Origin of the sequence: Acinetobacter sp. ANC 3813 (assembly GCF_002135435.1) — a bacterium.
GTDB lineage: Bacteria > Pseudomonadota > Gammaproteobacteria > Pseudomonadales > Moraxellaceae > Acinetobacter.
Window position 1 is genome coordinate 1 of record NZ_NEGK01000002.1, and the last position, 21437, is coordinate 21437.

Consider the following 21437-nt stretch of genomic DNA (forward strand, 5'->3'; position numbering starts at 1 on the left):
CTGCTCCGCAACATTTTCAGCGGTCTGCGGCATGGTTTCTACACCATACATTTCCTTTAGTTTAGGGTTAATGAAACGCCAGCCCATGGTGGTGTCTTCAATCTTTTGGCTGCGGCCATATGCGCTGTCAGATTTACCCATTACAAAGGGTGCGCGTGACATGCTTTCTACGCCGCCTGCAATAATTAGTTCAGCTTCACCTGCTTTAATTGCGCGAGCTGCCATAGCAACCGCATCAAGGGATGATCCGCATAAACGGTTCACTGTGGTTGCAGGCACTTGATATGGTAAACCTGCCAACAGCGCAGACATACGTCCGACATTACGGTTGTCTTCACCGGCTTGGTTGGCGCAGCCGTAAATGACGTCATCCACCTGTTCCCAATTCACAGTTGGGTTACGTTCCATTAAAGCTTTAATTGGCAATGCGCCTAAGTCATCTGCACGTACAGGTGCAAGTCCACCTGCATAGCGGCCGAAAGGTGTACGGATGGCATCGATGATGTATGCGTTTTTCATATTGTTTCTTTCCAAATCTTTTAACCTCCCTTAATCCCTCCTAAAAGGAGGGAGACTTTCCAATCTGACTTAAATGTCGAGGGCTTAAAGTCCCCCTTTGAAAAAGGGGGATTTAGGGGGATTAATCATTCATTCTGTATTAACTTGATGTACCGTCCACTAGCTTGGCGCCGGTCATTGACTGTAATTCTTCAAAGCTCAAGCCCTCAACTTTTTCAATCACGGTCATACCATTTTGAGTTACATCAATGACGCATAGATCGGTGTAAATACGGTCTACGCATTTCAAACCAGTTGCGGGGTAAGCCAGTTCAGCGACAATTTTCGGTTCGCCTTTTTTGGTTACATGATCTGTGGTGATAAAAACTTTCTTTGCGCCTACGGCCAAATCCATTGCGCCGCCCACAGCTGGGATTGCATCTGGCGCGCCCGTATGCCAGTTGGCCAAATCACCATTTTCAGCCACTTGGAAAGCGCCTAAAACGGCGATGTCTAGGTGACCGCCGCGCATCATGGCAAAAGAGTCGCCATGGTGGAAGAAAGCTCCGCCAGTCAGCATCGTTACAAATTCTTTGCCGGCATTGATCAGCTCTGGGTCACGGTCTTCTTCTGCAGGCGGCGGGCCAAAAGCCAGCAGACCATTTTCAGAATGCAGAAACACATCTTTATCTGAAGGCAAATAGCTGGCGATTTTAGTCGGCAATCCAATGCCGAGATTGACATAAGCGCCATCTGGAATATCTTGCGCAACGCGTTCTGCAATCTGGTCACGTGTTAATTTGGTATAGCTCATGGTTTCATCCTCACGTGATTAAGCAGATTGCTCAAGTTGTTTATGACCGACAGCCACCACGTGCTGTACAAAGATGCCTGGGGTAATAATATGCTCTGGGTCTAATGCGCCTAATTCAACCACCTCGGCAACTTGCGCAATGGTCACGTCTGCTGCCATGGCCATAATCGGGCCAAAGTTGCGTGCAGATTTGTTGTAGACCAAGTTGCCCCAGCGGTCGCCTTGATGGGCTTTAATCAGGGCAAAATCCGCTTTAATTGGATTTTCTAAGACGAAGTCTTTGCCTTCGTAATTCAATGTGGGTTTGCCTTCAGCCAGCAAGGTGCCAAAACCTGTAGGCGTATAGATTGGTCCTAAACCCATACCTGCAGCCTGAATGCGGCAAGCCAAATTGCCCTGAGGCACCAGTTCGAGTTCAATTTTTCCAGCGCGGTAAAGTTCATCAAACACCCACGAGTCGGATTGGCGCGGGAAAGAGCAGATGATTTTACGCACAGCGCCTGCTTTCAGCAGTTTGGCAAGTCCGTAATCGCCATTGCCTGCGTTATTGTTGACGATGACGAGGTCTTTAATGCCCAGCTCAATCAGTCCGTCAATCAGCTCTGCTGGCTGGCCAGCAGTACCAAAACCGCCAATCATGATGGTTGAGCCATCTTTAATCTGGGAGAGTGCTTCTGTTAAAGAAGCTGTGCTTTTATCAATCATAATCGTTCCTAAGGCCAAATAATGTGGCGATATGCATAACAAAAATTATTTAGAATCTGGTCGCGCAGCAGGGGCCACAACTGCCGAAATGTCCTGCTTAGGTTTAGTCAATAAAAGATGGGCAATAATGCCGATACAAATACCCCAAAATACTGAACTTAGTCCTAAGAAATGCATGCCTGATGCCGTTGCTAAAAACGTGATGAGCGCAGCATCCCGTTCAGCTTCATCTTTCATGGCAACAGAAATATTGGTGGAAATTGCGCCAAGTAAAGCGAGTCCTGCAAGAGCAGCCACCAGTTCTTTCGGTAGCAAACTGAACAGCATGACAATACTGCCTGCAAATAAGCCGCCTAAAATGTAGAACAAGCCATTTGCAATACCCGCGATATAGCGCTTTTCTTTCAACTCATGCGCATCTTTACCCATGCACAGCGCAGCAGTGATCGAAGCTAAAACAATGGTAATACCGCCCACACAAGCTACCGCTAAAGAGGCAATACTGGTTGCGGTAATAATGGGTTTGGCAGGAGTGTCATAACCGCTGAGCTTCATAATGGCCATGCCGGGCAAAAATTGTCCTGTCAGACTGACTAAAATCAGCGGCAGGGCAAGATTCAGCATGCTGTTCATGGTCCATTCAGGGCTGATCCACTGTGGAATAGCTAGACTAAAATCGACAGAAACAGGATTCATTTTTCCAAAAAATAAACTCAGCAGCACGCCTGCCAGCAACACCCAAACCATGCTGTAGCGCGGGTTTAATCGTTTTGAAACTAAAAAGACCAACAGCATGCCAAAGACAATCAGCGGCATGCTGTCGGTTGAGGTAAATAAACCGAGGCCGAACTGAAACAAAATACCTGCCATCATGGCTGCAGCAATTGACTGTGGTATCCATTTCAAAAGCTTGTCGAAGTAGCCGCTGAGTCCAATGAATAAAATCACTAAAGCTGCCGTAATATAGGCAGCAACAGCTTCATTTAATGAAATATTTGGAAACAGTGTAACCAGCAGCGCAGTACCTGGGGCAGACCAAGCTGTAATCACTGGCACTTTATATTTAATGGATAAAAAGATACCTGCTGCAGCTGCGCCAATTGAGATGCCCCAAATCCATGAAATCATCATTTCTGGAGCAACTTGTGCTTTTTGCGCAGCTTGGAAAAAGATGATCAGCGGTCCTGAATATGAAATCAAAACCGCTAAGAATCCTGCCACTGTAGCGGAGAGTGACCAATCCTCTTTCAGCGTGTTTAACAGGGTCGCCATTGTTCGTGCCTCCATGCTGATAAATCAATGATCCTGTACTATGGCAGTTCAGGCTTAACCCTGATCACCGCCGCCAACGGGCACAACCGTGCCTGTCATATATGAAGACTCATCAGAAGCAAGGAATAGAATTGCGTTCACTTGTTCCTGAATAGTGCCGTAACGTCCTAAGAATGTCCGGTCAATGGTTTGGTCTACAACTTCCTGCATCCACTGTTTTTCAGACGCTGTTAATGGGTTGGCATTGCGCGGAATTTTGCGCGGCGGCGCTTCTGTACCGCCAGTGGCCACAGCATTAACACGAATGCCATCTTTCGAATGGCAAAAAGCTAAAGATTTGGTTAAAGCATTTACACCGCCTTTAGAGGCAGAATAAGGAATACGGTTAATGCCGCATGTTGCAATTGACGAAACATTGACAATCACGCCTGCCTGATTTTTTAACATTTCAGGCAACACAGCATGGCAGCACCACATGGTTGGAAACAGTGAACGGCTGACTTCTTTTTCAATTTCTTCAGGGCTAAATTCGGTGAAAGGCTTCATCCAAATTGCACCGCCAACGTTGTTAATCAGTACATCAATGCGGCCGTAGGTTTCTATGGCTTTGGCGACAACTTCAGCTGCACCTGCATAAGTTTCTAAGTTGGCTTTAACGATGATGGCATCACCATTTTGCGCTTCAATTTCAGCAAGTGTCTCTTCTACAAAATCTGAATAATCAGCTAAGATCACTTGTGCGCCTTCACGTGCAGCTTGAAGCGCTACACCGCGGCCGATACCTTGAGCAGCACCAGTCACAATGATGACTTTATTTAAAAATCTTTGACGATCCGACATAGAAAAATTTCCTTTCAATTAGTTTGCAGAGAATTTTTCAAACAGGAAGTTTGCAGGTTTTACGCCTTCAGCGTCTAACCAGCCGCGAACCGCTTCGACCATTGGCACAGGACCGCATAAATAGACATCCACATCGCCGCCATTCAGCCATTCGTTTTCAATATGGCCAGTGACATAACCTTTACGCGCATGTGCAGATTCTGGGTTCGCAATGACAGTGCGGTATTCGAACCAAGGGAATTTGTCTTGCAGTTCATTCAGTTTTTCTATTGCCACCAAGTCAAAGTCATTGGTCACACCAAAAACAAGGCGAACAGGCTGTTCTGAGCCTTTTTCTTCCAGTACTTGCAGCATAGACATAAATGGGGCAATGCCTGTACCGCCAGCCAGCATTACAACTGGACGCACCACATTGCGCAGGTAGAAACTGCCGAATGGACCTTTGAATGTCATTGAAACGCCAGCTTTGGCATCGGCGCTCAGGAATGAACTCATTTTGCCTTCAGGCACATTGCGCACGACAAAGCCTGTTAAGCGGTTGCCTGGTTTTGAGCTGAAAGAGTAAGAACGGGTTTCATCTGTACCAGGAATACTCACATTCACATATTGGCCAGCTAAGAAGTTAATCTCTGGCTGTCCATCATCCAGCTGAATATCAAAGGTGATCGTCGAATCAGATAAATTTTCTACGCGGGCTAATGTGCCTTTAAATTCATGAATTTCTGTTTTGCAGACATCTGATGATGCTTGAATTTGGAATACTGCATCTGAAGTTGGTTTGCATTGGCAAGCTAAAATATAGCCTTCAGCTGCTTCTTCTGGTGTCAGAGCATCTTCAATATACGTTTCTTCAGGCATGTCAAACGAACCTGATTCACAAAATGCGCGGCATGTACCGCAAGCACCGTCTCGGCAGTCCAGAGGAATATTGATCTTTTGGCGATATGCCGCATCCGATAAGGTTTCACCTTGTGCAACAGAAATAAAACGTGTTACGCCATCTTCAAATTGAAGCGCTACATTGTGGTTTGACATGGCTGAATATCCTATATAAATCTTTGAAACTAATCCTTTCAGCCAAATGTCCTTCTGGCTGAAAGGTTTTACCTTGCTGTATAAACAGTCTTAGAGGTGATAAATATCAATTACTTGGTTGATATAATCATTTTTGAGCACAACATACTTGCTTAGAATTTGTGGCTGATCACCTGAAAAATCAATTTCATAGCGCGACATGCCAAAATAGCTGTAGTTGGTTTTGTAGCGGAAGCTCAATGTATTCCAGTTAAAGCGGACAGTCACTTTGTCACCGTCCTGCGCCACAACTTCAATATTGCTGATGTTATGGCTGGTGCGAGTATCTGGCATAGTTGCAGATGAACGCTCTGTTTTAATACGGAATACACGGTCTTCCAAACCTTGACGGTCTGGGTAGTAGATCAATGAAATTTCAGACTGAGGGTCTTCGGTGAGTTTGTCATCATCGTCCCAAGCCGGCATCCAAAATGAGGCAGTAGGGGCATAGCAGCTCAGCCAATCATCCCACTGTTCATCATCCAAAAAACGCGCTTCGCTATATAGAAACTGGGCAATTTTTTCATGCGTTACGGCATTTTGCTGAACGGCTGTATTCATGCGCTTTCTCCCATAGCAGAGGCTTCTAAATCAGCCAATTCTTTTTCTGACTGAATCGCTTGTTTCATCATTTTCAGCCAGTATTGGTGCTGCGCTAAATACAGGCCTTCATCTTCAGTTTTAATACCGCTCAGTACTGGTTTTAAACCAATTTCATCTGCTGCTTCGTCAGGGCCTTGTATCCAGTGTTTTGAACCGCGGCACATGTCATTCCATTCCAGTTCAATGCCTGCATAGCCAGCTTGGCATGCGCGGAATTCTTCAAGGTCATCTGGTGTAGCCATGCCTGAAGCATTGAAAAAGTCTTCATACTGGCGGATACGGCGGGTACGCGCTTCCGGCTCTTCGCCTACAGGTGCAATACAGTAAATCGTCACTTCAGTTTTGTTGACTGACAGAGGGCGCAATACACGAATTTGTGAACCGAACTGATCCATCAAATAGACATTTGGATACAGGCACAGATTGCGTGAACGCTCAATCATCCATTTCGACATTGGCGCGCCAAATTTCTCGGTATATTCATCCGCTTTGACAAAGTTTGGACGGTCTTCCGGGTTTGCCCATTGTGTCCACAGCAGCATATGACCATTTTCAAAGCCGTATGAACCGCCGCCTTGCTTACCCCAAGAACCAGCGCTCATTGCGCGGATGTTGTCAGCAGCTTGAGCTTCTTTACGGTGCTGAGTGGTCGCTGCGTAGTTCCAATGCACTGCAGAAACGTGATAGCCGTCTGCGCCATTTTCAGCAGTCAGTTTCCAGTTGCCTTCATAGGTATAGGTAGACGAGCCGCGAAGCACTTCTAAGCCTTGGTCTGACTGGCCTACAATCATGTCGATGATTTTTGCGGTTTCACCCAAGAAGTCTTCTAAAGACGGTACATCTGGGTTTAAGCTGCCGAATAAGAAGCCTTTATAGCTTTCAAAACGCGCAACTTTCTTCAAGTCATGTGAACCGTCTTGGTTAAAGCAGTCTGAATAGCCCGCTTCTGAAGGATCTTTCACTTTCAGCAGTTTGCCTGAGTTATTGAAAGTCCAGCCGTGAAATGGGCAGGTATATGTTGCTTTGTTGCCTTTTTTATGACGGCACAGCTGTGCGCCGCGGTGTGAACAGGCATTGATCATGGCATTCAGTTCACCTTGGCGGTTACGCGCAATGATGATGGGCTGACGGCCAATATGCGTGGTGTAGAAATCATTGTTATTTGGAATTTGGCTTTCGTGTGCCAAGTAAACCCAGTTGCCTTCAAAGATGTATTTCATCTCTAAATCAAAAAGGGCTTGATCTGTAAATACAGAACGATGAAGCTTAAATTCACCGCTTTCAAAATCGTCAACTAAAAGTTCGTCAATACGATCAAGATGGCTGGTGTTAATAACTGGGATACGAGGCATGTCCGTTCTCCGACTTTCCAATTCTTTTGGGGAAGTCACCCAGATGTCATAAAACTGACATCTGGGTTTCCTATGATGGTCTTAAGCGCTAGCGCGGCGGCGTTCAACTTCAGTTGAAGGCGCTGCAGTTTGGTCTTTAACCAGTTCAACATTAAAAGTAATGTGTTTGAATGCTTCTGTTTGTCCGCGGCGCGCAATTTCAGCAGCATCGGTCACATCAACAGCAGTAGCAACTAAACCGTCACGCGTTGCAAATGCAAAGTCGTCCCAAAGGTATTTATCGCCTTCAATATTAAATTGAGTGGTCAGTTTTCGGTAGCCTGGTGCAGAGATGAAATAATGCACATGAGACGGGCGGTTGCCGTGACGGCCAAGTTTGTTCAGAACAAACTGAGTTGTGCCTTCTGGAGGACAGCCATAACCTACAGGCATAGTGGTTTGAGCAACATATTGACCTTTCGCATCGCTTAAAATTGTACGGCGCAGGTTAAAGTCAGACTGAGATTTATCAAAGAAAGAATAGTTGCCTAAGCTGTTTGCATGCCAGATTTCAACTTTAGCGCCTTCAATGATATTGCCATCGGTATCTGTTACAGTGCCTTCAATGAATAAAGTCGGAATTTTTCCAGCTTCAGAGCCATCGTCCATACGGGCAAAACCTACAGTTTCAGGCGCGCCAGCAACATAAAGCGGACCTTCAATCGTACGCGGCGTACCGCCAGTAATGCCTGCTTTGGCATCTGCTTCATCAGCGCGTAAATCTAAATAGTGCTCCAATCCTAAACCTGCAGCCAAAAGGCCTAATTCGTTGGCTTGGCCTGCATCTGTAAAATACTCTAAACCTTTCCAAAGCTCAGATTGAGTAATATCTAAATCTTCAATCGCTTGGAATAAATCACCTAATAAACGAACAGTAATCTGCTGTACACGAGCGTCTACAGGACCTGTTGCTGTATCAACGTTCATTTGTTTTACGAGTGCATCTATTGCTTGACGGTTCATACTAAATCTCCTTAAGTATGCAATATATTTGGTGGCTGAGGTGATGCTTCATTGCTTCACGTAGCTGCCACAATCCTTGTTTAATTTTCCATTAAATGCCCAAAAGGCATTTGATCTTTCAATCAGCTGTCGTCATTACGAATTGAAGACGGGTGGCGGTTTAGCGCCATGACTTCAATGTTCATGTACGGATAAAGCGGAAGCCCTTGCAAAATGCTATGCAGTTCTTCATTGCTCTCAACATCAAAAATACTGATGTTTGAATATTGACCAGTGATACGCCAAATGTGGCGCCACTTGCCTAGGCTTTGCAATTCTTGTGAATAGGCTTTTTCGACTGCCTTAATCTCATTGGCTGTTTCCGCTGGCATATCCAGTGGAATCTTCACGTCCATACGTACTTGAAAAAGCATGTGAAACTCCTGTCAATTCTTGAGGCTTATTTACGGCGCAAGTTGTCAATTTTGTCTTCGTCCAGTTCAATGCCTAAACCTGCTGTTTTTGGTACAGCCAATTCAAAGTTTTGGTATTGAAGCGGTGTTTTTAGAATTTCTTCAGTCAGCAGCAGCGGGCCAAAAAGCTCGGTGCCGTATGCAAGGCTTTCAAAAGTGGAAAACGCATGCGCAGAAGCGATGGTGCCTACAGAGCCTTCAAGCATAGTGCCGCCATACAGGTCAATGCCCGCCAATTTAGCAATTTTGGCAACTTCACAGCCTTCGCTTAGGCCGCCAGACTGGGCAACTTTAACTGCAAATACAGATGCAGCATTGCGTTTAGCCAAGTGATAAGCACTGTGCGGGCCCATCAGTGATTCATCTGCCATAATGGCAATATCGAATTTGCGGGTTAAACGTTCCATTGCATCTATGTTGTCAATGGCGCACGGCTGTTCAATCAGATCAACTCCGCCGTCTTGCAAGAGCTGAATGCCTTTGATCGCTTCTAATTCGGTCCAAGCGCGGTTGACATCTACACGGATAGAAATACAGTCACCCAAAGCTTTTTTGATGGCGAGCACATGCTCAACATCTGCTTCGACTGGACGTGAGCCAATTTTAAGTTTGAAAATGTTGTGGCGTTTTGCCTCAATCATTTTCTGCGCTTCCGCAATATCTTTTTCGGTATTGCCTGATGCCAGAACCCAAAGTACAGGCACGCTGTCACGCAGACGGCCGCCAAGCAGTTCACTGACTGGCAGGCCTACACGCTGTGCTTGAATGTCCAATAACGCGGTTTGAATAGCGCATTTTGCAAAGCGGTTGCCATTAATATTCCGTTTGATGATTTGCATGGTTTTCGCTACATTCAAACCCTGCAGCGATTTCATCAGTGGCGCAAAATAAGTTTCAATATTGGTTTTTATGCTTTCCGGACTTTCTTCACCGTAGCCCAATCCGCCAATAGTGGTCGCTTCGCCCCAACCGATAAATCCATCTTCTGTTGTGACTTTAATCAAAACGAGGGTTTGTGTTTGCATTGTCGCAACCGCCATCTTATGAGGGCGAATGGTAGGTATCTCGACAAGCAGTGTTTCAATGGATTTATACATCTTTGACTCTTCGCAACCTTGCGTTGTGTACTTGATGTGATATACCTTAAAAGAATAATATTTGACTGTCGAAGATCAAATTTGCATTTTTTTATATTTAAAAGGTATGGATTGAAATGGAACTCAGGCACCTTCGTTATTATGTTGCAGTGGTAGAAGAGCAAAGTTTTACCAAAGCGGCAGAGAAACTCTTTATTGCTCAGCCGCCTTTAAGCCGTCAGATACAGAACTTAGAAGCGGAGCTGGGTATCCAGCTGTTTGAGCGCGGCAGCCGTCCGCTTAAGACTACGGAAGCAGGACAATTTTTTTACCAGCATGCTGTTAAACTTTTGTCTAATGCTGAAGAGATAAAAACCATGACGCAGCGTATCGGCTTAGTTGAAAAAACCATTACCATGGGCTTCGTTGGTTCATTACTGTATGGCTTTTTGCCTAAAATTGTGTATTTATTCCGTCAGCAGCATCCTAATCTCAAGATTGAATTGATCGAAATGAGCACCAAAGATCAAATTTTAGCGCTGAAAGAAGGGCGGATTGATGTCGGATTTGGCCGTTTGCGCATTTCAGATCCTGCCATACGTCGAGTGCTGTTGCGTGAAGAGCCTCTCTTGCTGGCGGCACATGCCAGCCATCCTTTTGCACAGCAAAAAGAAGGCATTTATTTAGCAGATATTGTGGATGAAAACCTGTTTCTATATCCAAGCATGCCTAAACCGAATTTTTCTACTCAAGTTCGGCAGTTATTTTCTGAATACGGGCTAGATCCAAAGCATCTGAAAGAAGTGCGTGAAATTCAGCTGGCATTGGGTTTAGTGGCGGCCGGAGAAGGAATTTGTATCGTGCCGGCCAGCGCGCGCACAATTCAATTTTCACATTTGAACTATATTCCTATATTAGATGACGCTGCTATTAGCCCTATTTTCTTGGCGATACGTTCTATGGATGAAAGCGAACATATCCGTTCACTCTTTGATAGTATTTATCAAGTGTATGATTTAGAAGCTATAAAATATGATCGGGCAGTAATATAGCGGCTTGAGCCCATTAAATTCAGTTCCAGAGACATTCATTATTAAAGTAAAATAAAACTAGAAATATCATGTAAATAGTATTGTTGTGGCGAGTTTAAGCGAAAGTCTTAAATTCGTTTTTTTATGCTTAAAATTAGATCAAAAATAACTAATTTTAGCTGTTTTAGGCATGTTTTAAATACATCTTTTTTCTTTAAGTGTCTGCTCTATATCAATTATTTATGAACTCCGACTAAAAAGGTATAAATTTAGAGCTAATCGGTTTTGGACATGAAAAACCCTTTGCTTCATTGTTTGCGCTAGCAAGGAACATCGCAAGCAGGAGGCGAGCATGAATATACAACCTATAAATATCAACCATGTAATTGATGAAGCTAAATTTACGCCATTTCATTGGGGCGTGCTGATTTGGTGTTTATTGATTATTATTTTTGACGGCTATGATCTGGTCATTTACGGCGTTGCATTGCCGCTTTTAATGCAGGAATGGTCGCTTTCCGCGGTACAGGCTGGTATGCTGGCCAGCACGGCTTTATTTGGCATGATGTTTGGCGCTATGTCATTTGGCACATTGTCAGACAAGTTGGGCCGTAAAAAGACCATTATGATTTGCGTGGCAATTTTCAGCGGATTTACATTCTTAGGCGCTTTTGCCAGCAATCCGATTGAATTTGGCATTTTACGCTTTCTTGCAGGCTTAGGGATTGGCGGCGTGATGCCAAATGTCGTTGCATTAATGACCGAATATGCGCCTAAGCGTATCCGCAGCACTTTGGTTGCGCTGATGTTCAGCGGCTATGCGATTGGCGGTATGACATCCGCATTATTAGGCGCATGGCTGATTACCGATTATGGCTGGAAAATCATGTTTTTTATCGCAGGTATTCCATTTTTAGCATTGCCCATTATTTGGAAGTTTTTACCTGAATCGCTGATGTTTTTAACCAAGAAAGGCGAAACTGAAAAGGTTCGTGCAATTGTGCAAAAAATTGCTCCCGAACAAAATGTTACAGCTCAAACTATATTTACTCAGAATGAAGCTTCAGTCGGTGACGAAGCGCCTTTAAAAGCGCTCTTTCAGCAAGGCCGTACATTTAGTACAGTCATGTTTTGGGTTGCTTTCTTCATGTGCTTGCTGATGGTATATGCTTTAGGCAGCTGGCTGCCAAAACTGATGATCCAAGCAGGCTATTCACTGGGCGCAAGTATGCTGTTCTTATTCGCGCTGAATATTGGCGGTATGATTGGCGCTATTGGCGGCGGAGTATTGGCCGATAAATTCCACTTAAAGCCTGTGCTGAGCATTATGTTTGCGGTGGGCGCTATTGCACTGATTCTGCTTGGCTTTAACAGTCCGCAAGCAGTACTGTATACCTTAATTGCAGTTGCTGGTGCAGCCACTATTGGCTCGCAAATTTTACTCTATACTTTCGTCGCACAGTTTTATCCAGCCGCAGTCCGTTCTACAGGTATGGGATGGGCTTCAGGCATAGGTCGAATTGGCGCAATTGTTGGGCCAGTCCTTACAGGCGCACTGCTCACTTTTGAACTGCCGCACCAAATCAATTTTCTGGCGATTGCCATTCCAGGCGCCATTGCAGCTATTGCAGTATTCTTGGTGAATCTTAACGCTTCAGTAGAAGGCTCTAAAGCTCAGGAATCTCTACAGATCAAAAACACCGCCATTAAAAGTGCTGCAAATACATAACATTTAATTTTTTAAAACAAAAAATCTCAACACCCTTATGCCCATGCATAGGGGCTAGAGGATCGCTGTATCAAAAAAACTGTAAAAAGGAATGGGCTTTGCCCAAAGAGGTCAGGATGAATACTCAATTTTTAAATTTTATGCTTAAACCGATCACATTGGCCTGTGCCATTGCATTGCCAGCTGTAACACAGGCTGCGCCAGCATCAGAGGCAGAAGTAGAACAGATGAGGGCAGAGCTGAAAGCGCTTAAAACCATGATGCAGCAATATGTGCAGCAGCAAAATTCCTTATCTGCGAATTTGGCAGAGGTTAAAGCAAAATCTGAATCTGTTGCTGTGCAAGCTTCCACACCTGCAATGAAAGCAGAAGGACTCAGCCTCAAAACCAAAGGCGGCGCAGAGTTGAATGTTTATGGCAACGTTCGAGCAGATGCGCTTTATCAATCTGAAGGCGGCAGTGCTGCACGTTTATATAACCAAATCAGCTCAGTGCCTTTGGAAGGCAACGGTGAAAGTTCAGACCGTTTAAAAGCCTCTCTTGCGGCTACACGTTTGGGACTGGATTTTAAAACACCAACACAGGCAGGCGATGTAGGCGGTAAAATTGAAGTAGATTTCTTAGGCGCAAATGATACCCTGCGTATTCGTCATGCTTATTTGACTTATGGTGACTGGCTGATCGGACAAACATGGTCAAACTTTGCCGTGCCGGATTATATGCCTGAAACGATTGATGCCTTGGGTTATGTCGGCGGCGCGGTAAAACGCACCCCGCAAGTACGCTATACCTATAAGTTCGATCCTGCGACCAATTTAGTTGTAGCAGCTGAAGATTCGAAAGATGACAGTTCCAATATGCGCTTACCTGCTTTAACAGCACGTTTAAATCATAAATTCAGCGATACTTTCGCAGTCAGCGCACGCGCAATGGGCACAGAAAAGAAAACGGATGCAGATACAGAAACTGCATGGGGTGTGGGGCTAGGCGCTAAATTGGATCTCACAGAGCGCACTGTTGTGAAAGCAGATTACTACCATGTTAAAGGCGACAGCAGTTTTGTATCTTGGGCGAACCTAGGGTTTGTAGTCAATGCCAATAAAGACATTATAGATACCAATGAATTTGATTCCATCAGCTTAGGCATTACTCAGCAGTTTAGCCCGCAATGGCGCGGCACATTAGGCTATGGTTATATGAAAGCAGATGAAAATAATAGCTATATCAATGCTTTTTCGGATAAAACCAAGATTAATAAAGAACTATGGCAAGCTTGGGCCAATGTATTCTATAGCCCAACAAAGCCTATCAGCCTTGGGCTTGAATATGTATACGGTGAACGTGAGGCTTTTGGCGCCGCGCCAAACGGCAGCACCAAAGGTGAAGATAACCGTTTAAATGCGGTAGCGATGTATAATTTCTAAGACAGATTGCTTAGAACTTTATAAAAAGCCTGAGTAAAGCTCAGGCTTTTTTGTTGTATTCGCAGCTACATTAAGATTATGCACTTTAAATGCTATGAGCTTCTATGGTCTTACAGATGAGCCATAAGGCTTGTTCAATTTCATCACTCAAGGCATAGGAGCAGTTCAGCCTTAAAAAGTTTTGTGAACTGTTTTCAGGCATAAACAGTAGGCTGGGTGCAATGCCGATATGAGATTCTAATAATGCTTCATAAATTTTAAAACTATCACAATGCTTAGGGAGTTGAATCCAAAGAAAATAACCGCTGGGGTAATAAAAGGTATCGCAGTCTTTGGGCAGATTCTGTTTCAGAAATTGCCAATACGCCTTTTTAGATTTTTCGAGTTGTTTACGCAGCTGTCTTAAATGCTTCTCATAATGATGGTGTGATAGAAAATCGACCAAAGCATTTTGAATTAATGCGCTGGCGGACAAGGTGCTCATCAGCTGTAAATGCTGAATAGCATCAGAAAATTGGCCTGTGTGCACCCAGCCGATACGAGTGCCCATGCCTAAAGTTTTTGAAAAAGACGAGCAATGCAGTACGCGCTGATAAGGGTCAAAATAGCTCATGGGCAAAGGTTTATGGTGGTCATAATGCAGTTCTGCATAGACATCATCTTCAATCAAATAAACTTGATACTCATGCAAGAGTTCAGCAATACGCTGTTTTATGCTGTCCGATACTGTACAGCCAATGGGGTTTTGCACATTCAGCATGAGCCAGCACACTTTGATGGGGTATTGTTTGAGCGCTTGTTCAAATGCAGCCAAATCGAAACCATGTTTGGGATGTTCTGGAATCGTAATGACATGCAGCCCTAAGCGTTCAGCTGCTTGCCATGCGCCGTAAAATACACTTTGCTGCAGCAGAATATAATCGCCAGCTTTGGTCAGTGCCTGTAAGGATAGATTTAAAGCTTCCAGTGCGCCAGATGTAATGACAATGTCATCAGGAGAGCATGACATCCCTTGTAAAATATAACGTTGAGCAATCAGCTTTCTTAAACTGAGATTGCCTGGCGGCATACTGGCACTGTTTAAATAGCTGCTTTTACGTTTTGCATGCTGTGCCAGCAGCTGCATAAATTTCTGGTTATAGAGCAATTCCGAATTTGGAAAGGCAGAACCGAAAGGCAATATTTCGTCAGATTGAATAGATTTTAAAAAGTGAAAAACCACGGAGTTGATCTGGACATTTTTCTTAAAACTGACTTCATTGCTGTTGATAGGCTGTAACTGCTCATCATGCTGTGGTGCAACATAGAATCCTGATTTATTTTTAGCATAGACCAGCCCTTGAGCCTCTAGGGTCTGATAAGCGTTCAGCACAGTAATGAGGCTTAAGCCAGACAGCTGCGTTTGCTCACGTATAGAGGGCAATTTTTCATGCGCCTGCCAGACACCATTTTCAATCATTTGCCTTAAACGCAGGCTCAGCTGTTCAGATTTATACATTGCGTCTCGGCCATTACCAAAAATTCATCTGTATTGATTATTGTCTAAAAAATTAATCAAAAATCAAAGGTTTTATAACAGTATTTGTGCCTTTCTTTTAATCTGTTATATTTTTTTTATAATTATTTGTGTCTATACAGCAATCTATATCTTTTTCATAATGCAAACAGATCAAAAAAGCATACAGGAGACTGTGATGAAAGATTCGATGAAACACAATGAGCCAGTTCGCAAAGTGCAGCAATATGCAGAAAGTGAGCTTTCAGACAAAGCATTTAAAAATATGCTGATCTGGTTTTCGGTCTACGCAGGGCTGTTCTGTATTGGTGTGATCATTGCCATTAACGCAGATAAAATTAATATGGGTTGAGCATGGCTGAATAACACTCAGTATACATAGCAAATCTCTGGAATCACTCAGCAATACTGGGTGATTTTTTTATTGCTGAAAAGCGGATTTTCAGTTCAAAGAAAACAGTAGTCAAAATTTAGATTCTAGGTTAAAACAAATGTACAGATTTGATGCGTATAAATTTAGCGCATCAGTGAAATAGCACGCGCAGAGGATTGCCGTGTAAAAGCCAGTTTGGCATATAAATGAATAAAAGCATAAGGAGTCCAGGATGCTTGGCAATATGATGTTTCAGCCTTTATTAATCAGCAGTATGATTGAACATGCAGGTCGCTATCACGCTGACACATTGATTATTTCTAAAAACACCGATTTAAGCATTACTGAAACGACTTGGGGCAATATACGCGAAAATTCAAAACGTTTTGCCAATGCATTAGAAGCTTTGGGCGCAAAATTGGGCGACCGCGTAGCGACAATCGCATGGAATAACCACCGCCATTTAGAATCATGGTATGCCATTTCGGGCAGCGGCATGGTCTGCCATACCATCAATCCACGCTTATTCCCAGAACAGCTGGTATTTATTATTAATGATGCTGCTGACAAAGTCATTTTATTTGATAAGACTTTTCTGCCGCTGATTAAAGCTGTAAAGCCAATGCTGAAAAGTGTAGAGCATTTTATTTGTCTAGATGCGCCAGATGCTGCAGTTTCTGAACAGCTGCCTGACATAAAATTTTATGATGATTTAATTGCAGAGCATTCAGAACAATTTGCATGGCCAGAATTTGATGAACTGACAGCCAGTTCGCTTTGCTATACCTCTGGTACAACAGGCAACCCAAAAGGCGTGCTGTATAGCCACCGTTCAACTGTTTTACATAGCTATGGCATTTGTATGCCAGACTCTTTAAATATCTCTGCACGTGACATTATGCTGCCTGTAGTGCCTATGTTTCATGTGAATGCTTGGGGTACGCCATACGCAGCAGCAATGGTGGGCTGTACCTTGGTACTTCCGGGCCCAGGCTTGGATGGCGCTAGCTTAGCCAATATGATTGATACCTATAAAGTCTCTGTAGCGTTGGGTGTGCCGACCATTTGGCAAGGTTTAATTAATGCTGCAGTTCAGTCAGGCTCTACGCTGGACAGCCTGAAACGCAATGTTGTAGGCGGCTCTGCGTGTCCTCCTGCTATGATGAAGGTGTTTAAAGAGCAGTTTAACTGTGAAACTATTCATGCATGGGGCATGACTGAAACCAGTCCGCTGGGCACATCATGTCAGTACAAGGCGAAGCATGCATCGCTCAGTGACGAAGAGAAAATGCAAATCCGCCTGTCACAAGGCCGTCCGCCATTTGGTGTAGATTTACGAATTACCGATGAAGAGAAAGGCACGCATGAACTGGAGCGTGATGGACAGACTTCAGGTAATTTGCAAATTAAAGGCCACTGGATTCTGAATAATTACTTTGGCAAAGCAGAATCTGCACTGACTTCAGATGGCTGGTTTGACACAGGTGATATTGCGACTTTAAATGAAGACGGTTATTTGAAAATCAGTGACCGTTCCAAAGATCTGATTAAATCTGGCGGCGAATGGATTTCTTCAGTTGAGCTGGAAAACTTAGCGATGGGGCATTCTAAAATTGCTATGGCCGCTGTCATTGCAGCAGTTCATCCAAAATGGGATGAGCGTCCAGTTTTAATTGCCATTAAAAAACCTGATGCTGATGTATCTGAAACTGAAATTTTAGATTACTTTGCTGACAAAGTGGCTAAATGGCAAATTCCAGACAAGGTGGTTTTTGTAGACAGCATTCCACTCAGTGGCACAGGTAAAATGCTGAAAAAAGATCTGCGTGAATTGTATGGCAATGTTTTGCTTGCAAGTTAATATGGCTGAGCAATTATTTATTTAATCATAAAAAAGCCTAATCAATGATTGGGCTTTTTTGTTTATATAGAGTGCCGAATGGTATGGCTTAAAGCATTATTTGACCTTTGCAATAATCAGAGAATGATAAAAAATCCTTTAGGGAAATATAACAAAGTTCAATCATTCAAAGCCGCTGTTTGGCTCGTAATACAGCATAAAAGGGAGTACATTGCAGCCTTATCCATTCGTCACAAGCACTGCAATTTAGGCTTTTCATGATTTCCAGCTGGATTCTATTTACTTTGATGGCTGCATTTATGCAGTCGTGGCGCAATGCCTTTCAAAAGCAATTAAGTACGACAGTCGATGTATATGGAGTCACATTGGCGCGCTTTCTGTTTGGGTTTCCTTTTGCCGCAGCATATATTTTCTGGCTGTATCAGTCACATCCAATTAGTCAGCATGTCAGTTTTACGCCTAAGTTTTGGCTGTACATCTTTATTGCAGGCTGCAGTCAAATTTTAGCAACCATTCTTATGGTTCTGCTATTTAAACAAAAGAACTATGCCATAGGTGTTGGGCTTGCAAAAAGCGAAGCCATTCTAGCAGCGTTGATTGCGGTTATGTTTCTGCAAGATCATTTAAGCGCTTTGGGCTGGGTTGGTGTAGCGATTGGCGGCGGTGCGGTGTTTTTACTCAGTAAAGGCAGTCAATTACAGCAGCTTTCGGTCAAAACTTTAGTGATTGGGGTAGGCAGTGGCCTATGTTTTGCCATCACTTCATTGTTAGTGCGTGAAGCGAGCCTAGAACTTCAGAGTCTGCCTTTTCTGCATCGGGCTTCGTGGGTATTGCTTTGTATCATTGGCTTTCAATGCTTGAGCATGCTGCTGTATTTAGTGCTTTTTAGCCGGCATACCCTAAAAGCGATGGGACAGCGCATAGGAATGACTTTTAAAGTCAGTGTCTGCAGCTTTTTGGCTTCATTGGGCTGGTTTACTGCTATGAGCATGCAGTCGGTCGCTATTGTGAAAACGCTTGGACAAATTGAGATCCTGTTCAGTTTGCTGATTTCAGCATATTTCTTTAAAGAAAAGCTCGCGCGAACTGATCATTGGGGCTTAGGGCTGGTAGTTATCGCTGCCATTATGGTCATTTGGGCTTAATGCTATGCTGGCATCCAAGCAAGCGCGTAAGTTCTTGATGCAAGCATTAAATAAATTCATCGCTTACTGGAAGTCTCAGCATCCAGTAAATGGTGCTCTTCATCGGTTCAAATCATAAAGAACACAATATAGATAAATAATTTATCTCCAATTTTGTATCGCCACGTTGTATTATTTCCAGCAGATTATACCTTTATAGAAGAACTGCTGAGTCTCATATGGCAACGAATCCTTATCAAAATTTTTATAGAAAATTCACCAAGAAAATTTTAGATAAAATTGTCAGCCCGCAAGTCTTGGGTGATACACAAGTTCTGGAAAACAAAATCAATATTGATAATCCTGAACAATTTCCAGTGTGTTATGTCATTCAGGATGATTCGACTTCGAATCAGGTCCTGATTGATAATGAAACAGAAAAGCGCCAACTATCTTCAGCTTTCGCGCCTTTAAAATTGGACGAGTATGAAGAAAATGATTCATTTTTAACGCTGGAAGCCAGTAAAAAAAATGCATCTTCGTTTTATCCAGATAAACTGATCCGCATGGTTGAGTACTTGTTAAAGCATCCTGAAAGCGATGTTTTGCTTGTGCCTGTAACGGTTCTTTGGGGGCGTTCGCCCGAAAATGAAGACAGCTGGTATAAAGCGCTTATGGCAGATGCTTGGACTAAGCCAACGGGTATTAAGCAGGCGCTGAATATTACCTTATATGGCCGTGAGAACTATATAGAATTCCATTCTCCTGTATCGCTGCGCGGTTTAATTCAAAAAGGTTTGGAAATTAGTCCAAACTTTTCGCCGGCACATTACGCCGTGACTGAATTAAATACGCTGTTTAATCAATACAAAGAAGCAATCTTAGGACCTGACTTATCAGACCGACGCAATGTTATAAATAAATTGATGATGACAGATGCGGTAAAAGAAGCCATCTTGACCGAAAGCATCCATAAGAAAATCAGTGTGGTGCAAGCAGAAGGCTTAGCAAAAAAATATTTAGATGAAATTGTTTCTGACTATTCATATTCGACCATCCGTTTTGCAGATATTGCACTCACCAAATTGTGGACTCAGCTCTACGACGGTATTGAAGTACATAATTTTGATATGGTGCGTGAGCTGTCTAAAGACTATGAATTAGTCTATGCGCCGTGTCACCGCAGTCATATCGACTATTTGCTGCTGTCTTTTGTGATCCATAAGCGCGGTTTAATGGTACCGCATATTGCTGCAGGCATTAACTTAAACATGCCAGTTGTGGGCCAAATTATGCGCGGTGCTGGCGCTTACTTCATTCGCAGAAGCTTTAGCGGCAACGCACTGTATACCGCCGTATTTAAAGAATATGTACATAGCTTACTCAGCCGTAACACGCCTTTGGAATATTTCATTGAGGGTGGCCGATCTCGTACAGGCTTATTGCTTCCTGCGAAAAAGGGCATGCTGGCCATGACCATTCAAAGCCATTTACGCGGCAACAGTAAACCCATCGTTTTTATTCCAACTTACTTTGGTTATGAAAAATTGCTGGAAGGCTCTACATATATTAAAGAATTAGGCGGACAGAAAAAACAAGCCGAGTCTTTATTTGGGCTACTAAAATCAATTCAGAAAATTGAAAAAGTCTTTGGCAAGGTTCATGTGAATTTTGGCGAACCTGTGTTTTTAAATGACTTGCTGCAGCAAAACAATGCGCCAAAACATGTGGCTTTGGAAGAAGAATTGCCGGATAGCGTAAAAGGCGTAGTCAATGCTGCCGCGGAAGATATTTTGGAAAATATCAATAAAGCCGTGGTAATTAACCCGGTTAGTTTAATTTCGCTAGTTTTACTCAATGCACCAACACATTCATTAGCAGAGCACGATGTACTGCTTCGTTTAGAACAGTTCCGTCATTATTTAAAAGCCAACCGCTATGATGAGCGTATGCAAATCACGGAGCTTTCAAATCACGAAATTATTCAATATGCCATTCAGTTAAAGCAAATTGAATTAATTGAGCATGATAATGAACGCTGGGTAAAAGTATGTGATAAGCAAGATGCTTTATTAAAATACTTCAGCAACAATATTATGCATACCTTTGCACTGGCTGGCTTAACCGCACATATGCTAAAAGCGCTATCTGCAGATCAGCAGTCGGTTGCTGTAGAAGAGTTGCTTAGCCACATTCATGCAGTCTATCCGGACCTTAAAAAGCAGTTCTTCTTAAAATGGGAAGCTGATGCTGTGCCAGCCCAAATTGCGCAAGTTTTGGCGTATTTTGAGACAGAGCGTTTAATTCAACAGTCAGAGAGTCATATTGAAATAAGCGCTTCGGATGAAGCACTGCGCTTCTTGTCTGCTTTTGCGCATTTATATGAAATGAATCTTCCGCAAGAAGAAATTCAAAAAACTTAAGAGCAATGAGCGAGTGAACAGGCTTAAGTAGGCTATTAATTTAATGCTCCATAAAAACCAAACTTTAAGCGTTTGGTTTTTTTTAATCATAGTGTGTTGTGCGGCAATAAAATGTTAAGCCATTGGATTAGGCCGCCATCAAGTAAATACTGCAAAAGCTAAAAATGGGCGAGTGGCCCAACGATTAACATTAAATGTCCAGCAAATGCAGACAAAAGTTATCAATTTAGTCAAATCCATCTATAATAATGCCCATCTTTAAAAATCA

Annotated in this window: 19 protein-coding genes; 7 read left to right on the forward strand and 12 right to left on the reverse strand. The window is 43.4% G+C overall.

What is annotated here, in order from left to right; genetic code table 11:
- From B9T34_RS02835 to B9T34_RS02885, 11 genes are all read right to left on the reverse strand, one after another.
- Positions 1-519 (reverse strand): beta-ketoacyl synthase N-terminal-like domain-containing protein (locus tag B9T34_RS02835; RefSeq protein ID WP_265733471.1); only part of this gene is annotated, 519 nt, incomplete at its 3' end.
- Between the two features lie 139 nt (positions 520-658).
- Complete coding sequence (locus B9T34_RS02840) at positions 659-1312, reverse strand: 3-oxoacid CoA-transferase subunit B (RefSeq protein ID WP_086211666.1); 654 nt, start codon at positions 1310-1312, stop codon at positions 659-661.
- 18 nt (positions 1313-1330) lie between these two features.
- Positions 1331-2017 carry a 3-oxoacid CoA-transferase subunit A gene (locus B9T34_RS02845; protein ID WP_086211667.1) on the reverse strand — a complete coding sequence of 229 codons (687 nt, stop codon included), beginning with the start codon at positions 2015-2017 and terminating at the stop codon, positions 1331-1333.
- A 45-nt stretch (positions 2018-2062) separates the two neighbouring features.
- The gene (gene benE, locus B9T34_RS02850) at positions 2063-3289 is read right to left on the reverse strand and encodes a benzoate/H(+) symporter BenE (protein ID WP_086211668.1); all 1227 of its coding nucleotides are present in this window, start codon (positions 3287-3289) and stop codon (positions 2063-2065) included.
- A 54-nt stretch (positions 3290-3343) separates the two neighbouring features.
- Positions 3344-4129 (reverse strand): benzoate diol dehydrogenase BenD, encoded by a 786-nt coding sequence (benD, locus tag B9T34_RS02855; protein ID WP_086211669.1) that lies wholly within the window; start codon positions 4127-4129, stop codon positions 3344-3346.
- A gap of 18 nt (positions 4130-4147) precedes the next feature.
- Positions 4148-5164: a benzoate 1,2-dioxygenase electron transfer component BenC gene (gene benC, locus B9T34_RS02860; RefSeq protein WP_086211670.1), complete on the reverse strand. Its 1017-nt coding sequence runs from the start codon at positions 5162-5164 to the stop codon at positions 4148-4150.
- 90 nt (positions 5165-5254) lie between these two features.
- Positions 5255-5764 carry a benzoate 1,2-dioxygenase small subunit gene (gene benB, locus B9T34_RS02865; RefSeq protein WP_086211671.1) on the reverse strand — a complete coding sequence of 170 codons (510 nt, stop codon included), beginning with the start codon at positions 5762-5764 and terminating at the stop codon, positions 5255-5257.
- Positions 5761-7158, reverse strand: a complete 1398-nt coding sequence (gene benA, locus B9T34_RS02870) for a benzoate 1,2-dioxygenase large subunit (RefSeq protein WP_086211672.1) — start codon at positions 7156-7158, stop codon at positions 5761-5763. The genes benB and benA overlap by 4 nt, the downstream gene beginning before the upstream one ends.
- A gap of 81 nt (positions 7159-7239) precedes the next feature.
- Positions 7240-8160, reverse strand: a complete 921-nt coding sequence (gene catA, locus B9T34_RS02875) for a catechol 1,2-dioxygenase (RefSeq protein WP_086211673.1) — start codon at positions 8158-8160, stop codon at positions 7240-7242.
- A 122-nt stretch (positions 8161-8282) separates the two neighbouring features.
- On the reverse strand, positions 8283-8573 hold the full coding sequence (gene catC, locus B9T34_RS02880; RefSeq protein ID WP_086211674.1) for a muconolactone Delta-isomerase: 291 nt from the start codon (positions 8571-8573) through the stop codon (positions 8283-8285).
- Between the two features lie 26 nt (positions 8574-8599).
- Complete coding sequence (locus B9T34_RS02885; RefSeq protein ID WP_086211675.1) at positions 8600-9709, reverse strand: muconate/chloromuconate family cycloisomerase; 1110 nt, start codon at positions 9707-9709, stop codon at positions 8600-8602.
- Between the two features lie 116 nt (positions 9710-9825).
- Between B9T34_RS02885 and B9T34_RS02890 the strand changes: the two genes are divergently transcribed.
- The 3 genes from B9T34_RS02890 to B9T34_RS02900 all read left to right on the forward strand — a co-directional run bounded on the left by B9T34_RS02890 (position 9826) and on the right by B9T34_RS02900 (position 13872).
- Complete coding sequence (locus B9T34_RS02890; protein WP_086211676.1) at positions 9826-10740, forward strand: LysR family transcriptional regulator; 915 nt, start codon at positions 9826-9828, stop codon at positions 10738-10740.
- 331 nt (positions 10741-11071) lie between these two features.
- Positions 11072-12448: an MFS transporter gene (locus B9T34_RS02895; RefSeq protein WP_086211677.1), complete on the forward strand. Its 1377-nt coding sequence runs from the start codon at positions 11072-11074 to the stop codon at positions 12446-12448.
- Positions 12449-12564: 116 nt separating this feature from the next.
- Complete coding sequence (locus B9T34_RS02900; protein WP_086211678.1) at positions 12565-13872, forward strand: DcaP family trimeric outer membrane transporter; 1308 nt, start codon at positions 12565-12567, stop codon at positions 13870-13872.
- 85 nt (positions 13873-13957) lie between these two features.
- Here B9T34_RS02900 and B9T34_RS02905 read toward each other — a convergent pair whose 3' ends face one another.
- A complete protein-coding gene (locus B9T34_RS02905) occupies positions 13958-15370 on the reverse strand; it encodes a PLP-dependent aminotransferase family protein (protein ID WP_086211679.1) in 1413 nt (470 codons plus the stop codon).
- A gap of 196 nt (positions 15371-15566) precedes the next feature.
- Here B9T34_RS02905 and B9T34_RS18825 point away from each other — a divergent pair, with 196 nt between their 5' ends.
- The 4 genes from B9T34_RS18825 to plsB all read left to right on the forward strand — a co-directional run bounded on the left by B9T34_RS18825 (position 15567) and on the right by plsB (position 21169).
- The gene (locus tag B9T34_RS18825) at positions 15567-15740 is read left to right on the forward strand and encodes a hypothetical protein (RefSeq protein ID WP_171265108.1); all 174 of its coding nucleotides are present in this window, start codon (positions 15567-15569) and stop codon (positions 15738-15740) included.
- 253 nt (positions 15741-15993) lie between these two features.
- Complete coding sequence (locus tag B9T34_RS02915; protein ID WP_086211681.1) at positions 15994-17622, forward strand: long-chain fatty acid--CoA ligase; 1629 nt, start codon at positions 15994-15996, stop codon at positions 17620-17622.
- Positions 17623-17879: 257 nt separating this feature from the next.
- Positions 17880-18767: a DMT family transporter gene (locus tag B9T34_RS02920; protein ID WP_086211682.1), complete on the forward strand. Its 888-nt coding sequence runs from the start codon at positions 17880-17882 to the stop codon at positions 18765-18767.
- A 218-nt stretch (positions 18768-18985) separates the two neighbouring features.
- Positions 18986-21169 (forward strand): glycerol-3-phosphate 1-O-acyltransferase PlsB, encoded by a 2184-nt coding sequence (gene plsB / locus B9T34_RS02925; protein ID WP_086211683.1) that lies wholly within the window; start codon positions 18986-18988, stop codon positions 21167-21169.
- The last annotated feature ends 268 nt before the right edge of the window (positions 21170-21437 follow it).

Excerpts from the sequence above, each read along its gene's own strand:
- B9T34_RS02840 (WP_086211666.1), bottom strand. The coding sequence starts at position 1,312 with ATGAGCTATACCAAATTAACACGTGACCAGATTGCAGAACGCGTTGCG.
- B9T34_RS02845 (WP_086211667.1), bottom strand. The coding sequence starts at position 2,017 with ATGATTGATAAAAGCACAGCTTCTTTAACAGAAGCACTCTCCCAGATT.
- benE (WP_086211668.1), bottom strand. The coding sequence starts at position 3,289 with ATGGCGACCCTGTTAAACACGCTGAAAGAGGATTGGTCACTCTCCGCT.
- benD (WP_086211669.1), bottom strand. The coding sequence starts at position 4,129 with ATGTCGGATCGTCAAAGATTTTTAAATAAAGTCATCATTGTGACTGGT.
- benC (WP_086211670.1), bottom strand. The coding sequence starts at position 5,164 with ATGTCAAACCACAATGTAGCGCTTCAATTTGAAGATGGCGTAACACGT.
- benB (WP_086211671.1), bottom strand. The coding sequence starts at position 5,764 with ATGAATACAGCCGTTCAGCAAAATGCCGTAACGCATGAAAAAATTGCC.
- benA (WP_086211672.1), bottom strand. The coding sequence starts at position 7,158 with ATGCCTCGTATCCCAGTTATTAACACCAGCCATCTTGATCGTATTGAC.
- catA (WP_086211673.1), bottom strand. The coding sequence starts at position 8,160 with ATGAACCGTCAAGCAATAGATGCACTCGTAAAACAAATGAACGTTGAT.
- catC (WP_086211674.1), bottom strand. The coding sequence starts at position 8,573 with ATGCTTTTTCAAGTACGTATGGACGTGAAGATTCCACTGGATATGCCA.
- B9T34_RS02885 (WP_086211675.1), bottom strand. The coding sequence starts at position 9,709 with ATGTATAAATCCATTGAAACACTGCTTGTCGAGATACCTACCATTCGC.
- B9T34_RS02890 (WP_086211676.1), top strand. The coding sequence starts at position 9,826 with ATGGAACTCAGGCACCTTCGTTATTATGTTGCAGTGGTAGAAGAGCAA.
- B9T34_RS02895 (WP_086211677.1), top strand. The coding sequence starts at position 11,072 with ATGAATATACAACCTATAAATATCAACCATGTAATTGATGAAGCTAAA.
- B9T34_RS02900 (WP_086211678.1), top strand. The coding sequence starts at position 12,565 with ATGAATACTCAATTTTTAAATTTTATGCTTAAACCGATCACATTGGCC.
- B9T34_RS02905 (WP_086211679.1), bottom strand. The coding sequence starts at position 15,370 with ATGTATAAATCTGAACAGCTGAGCCTGCGTTTAAGGCAAATGATTGAA.
- B9T34_RS18825 (WP_171265108.1), top strand. The coding sequence starts at position 15,567 with ATGAAAGATTCGATGAAACACAATGAGCCAGTTCGCAAAGTGCAGCAA.
- B9T34_RS02915 (WP_086211681.1), top strand. The coding sequence starts at position 15,994 with ATGCTTGGCAATATGATGTTTCAGCCTTTATTAATCAGCAGTATGATT.
- B9T34_RS02920 (WP_086211682.1), top strand. The coding sequence starts at position 17,880 with ATGATTTCCAGCTGGATTCTATTTACTTTGATGGCTGCATTTATGCAG.
- plsB (WP_086211683.1), top strand. The coding sequence starts at position 18,986 with ATGGCAACGAATCCTTATCAAAATTTTTATAGAAAATTCACCAAGAAA.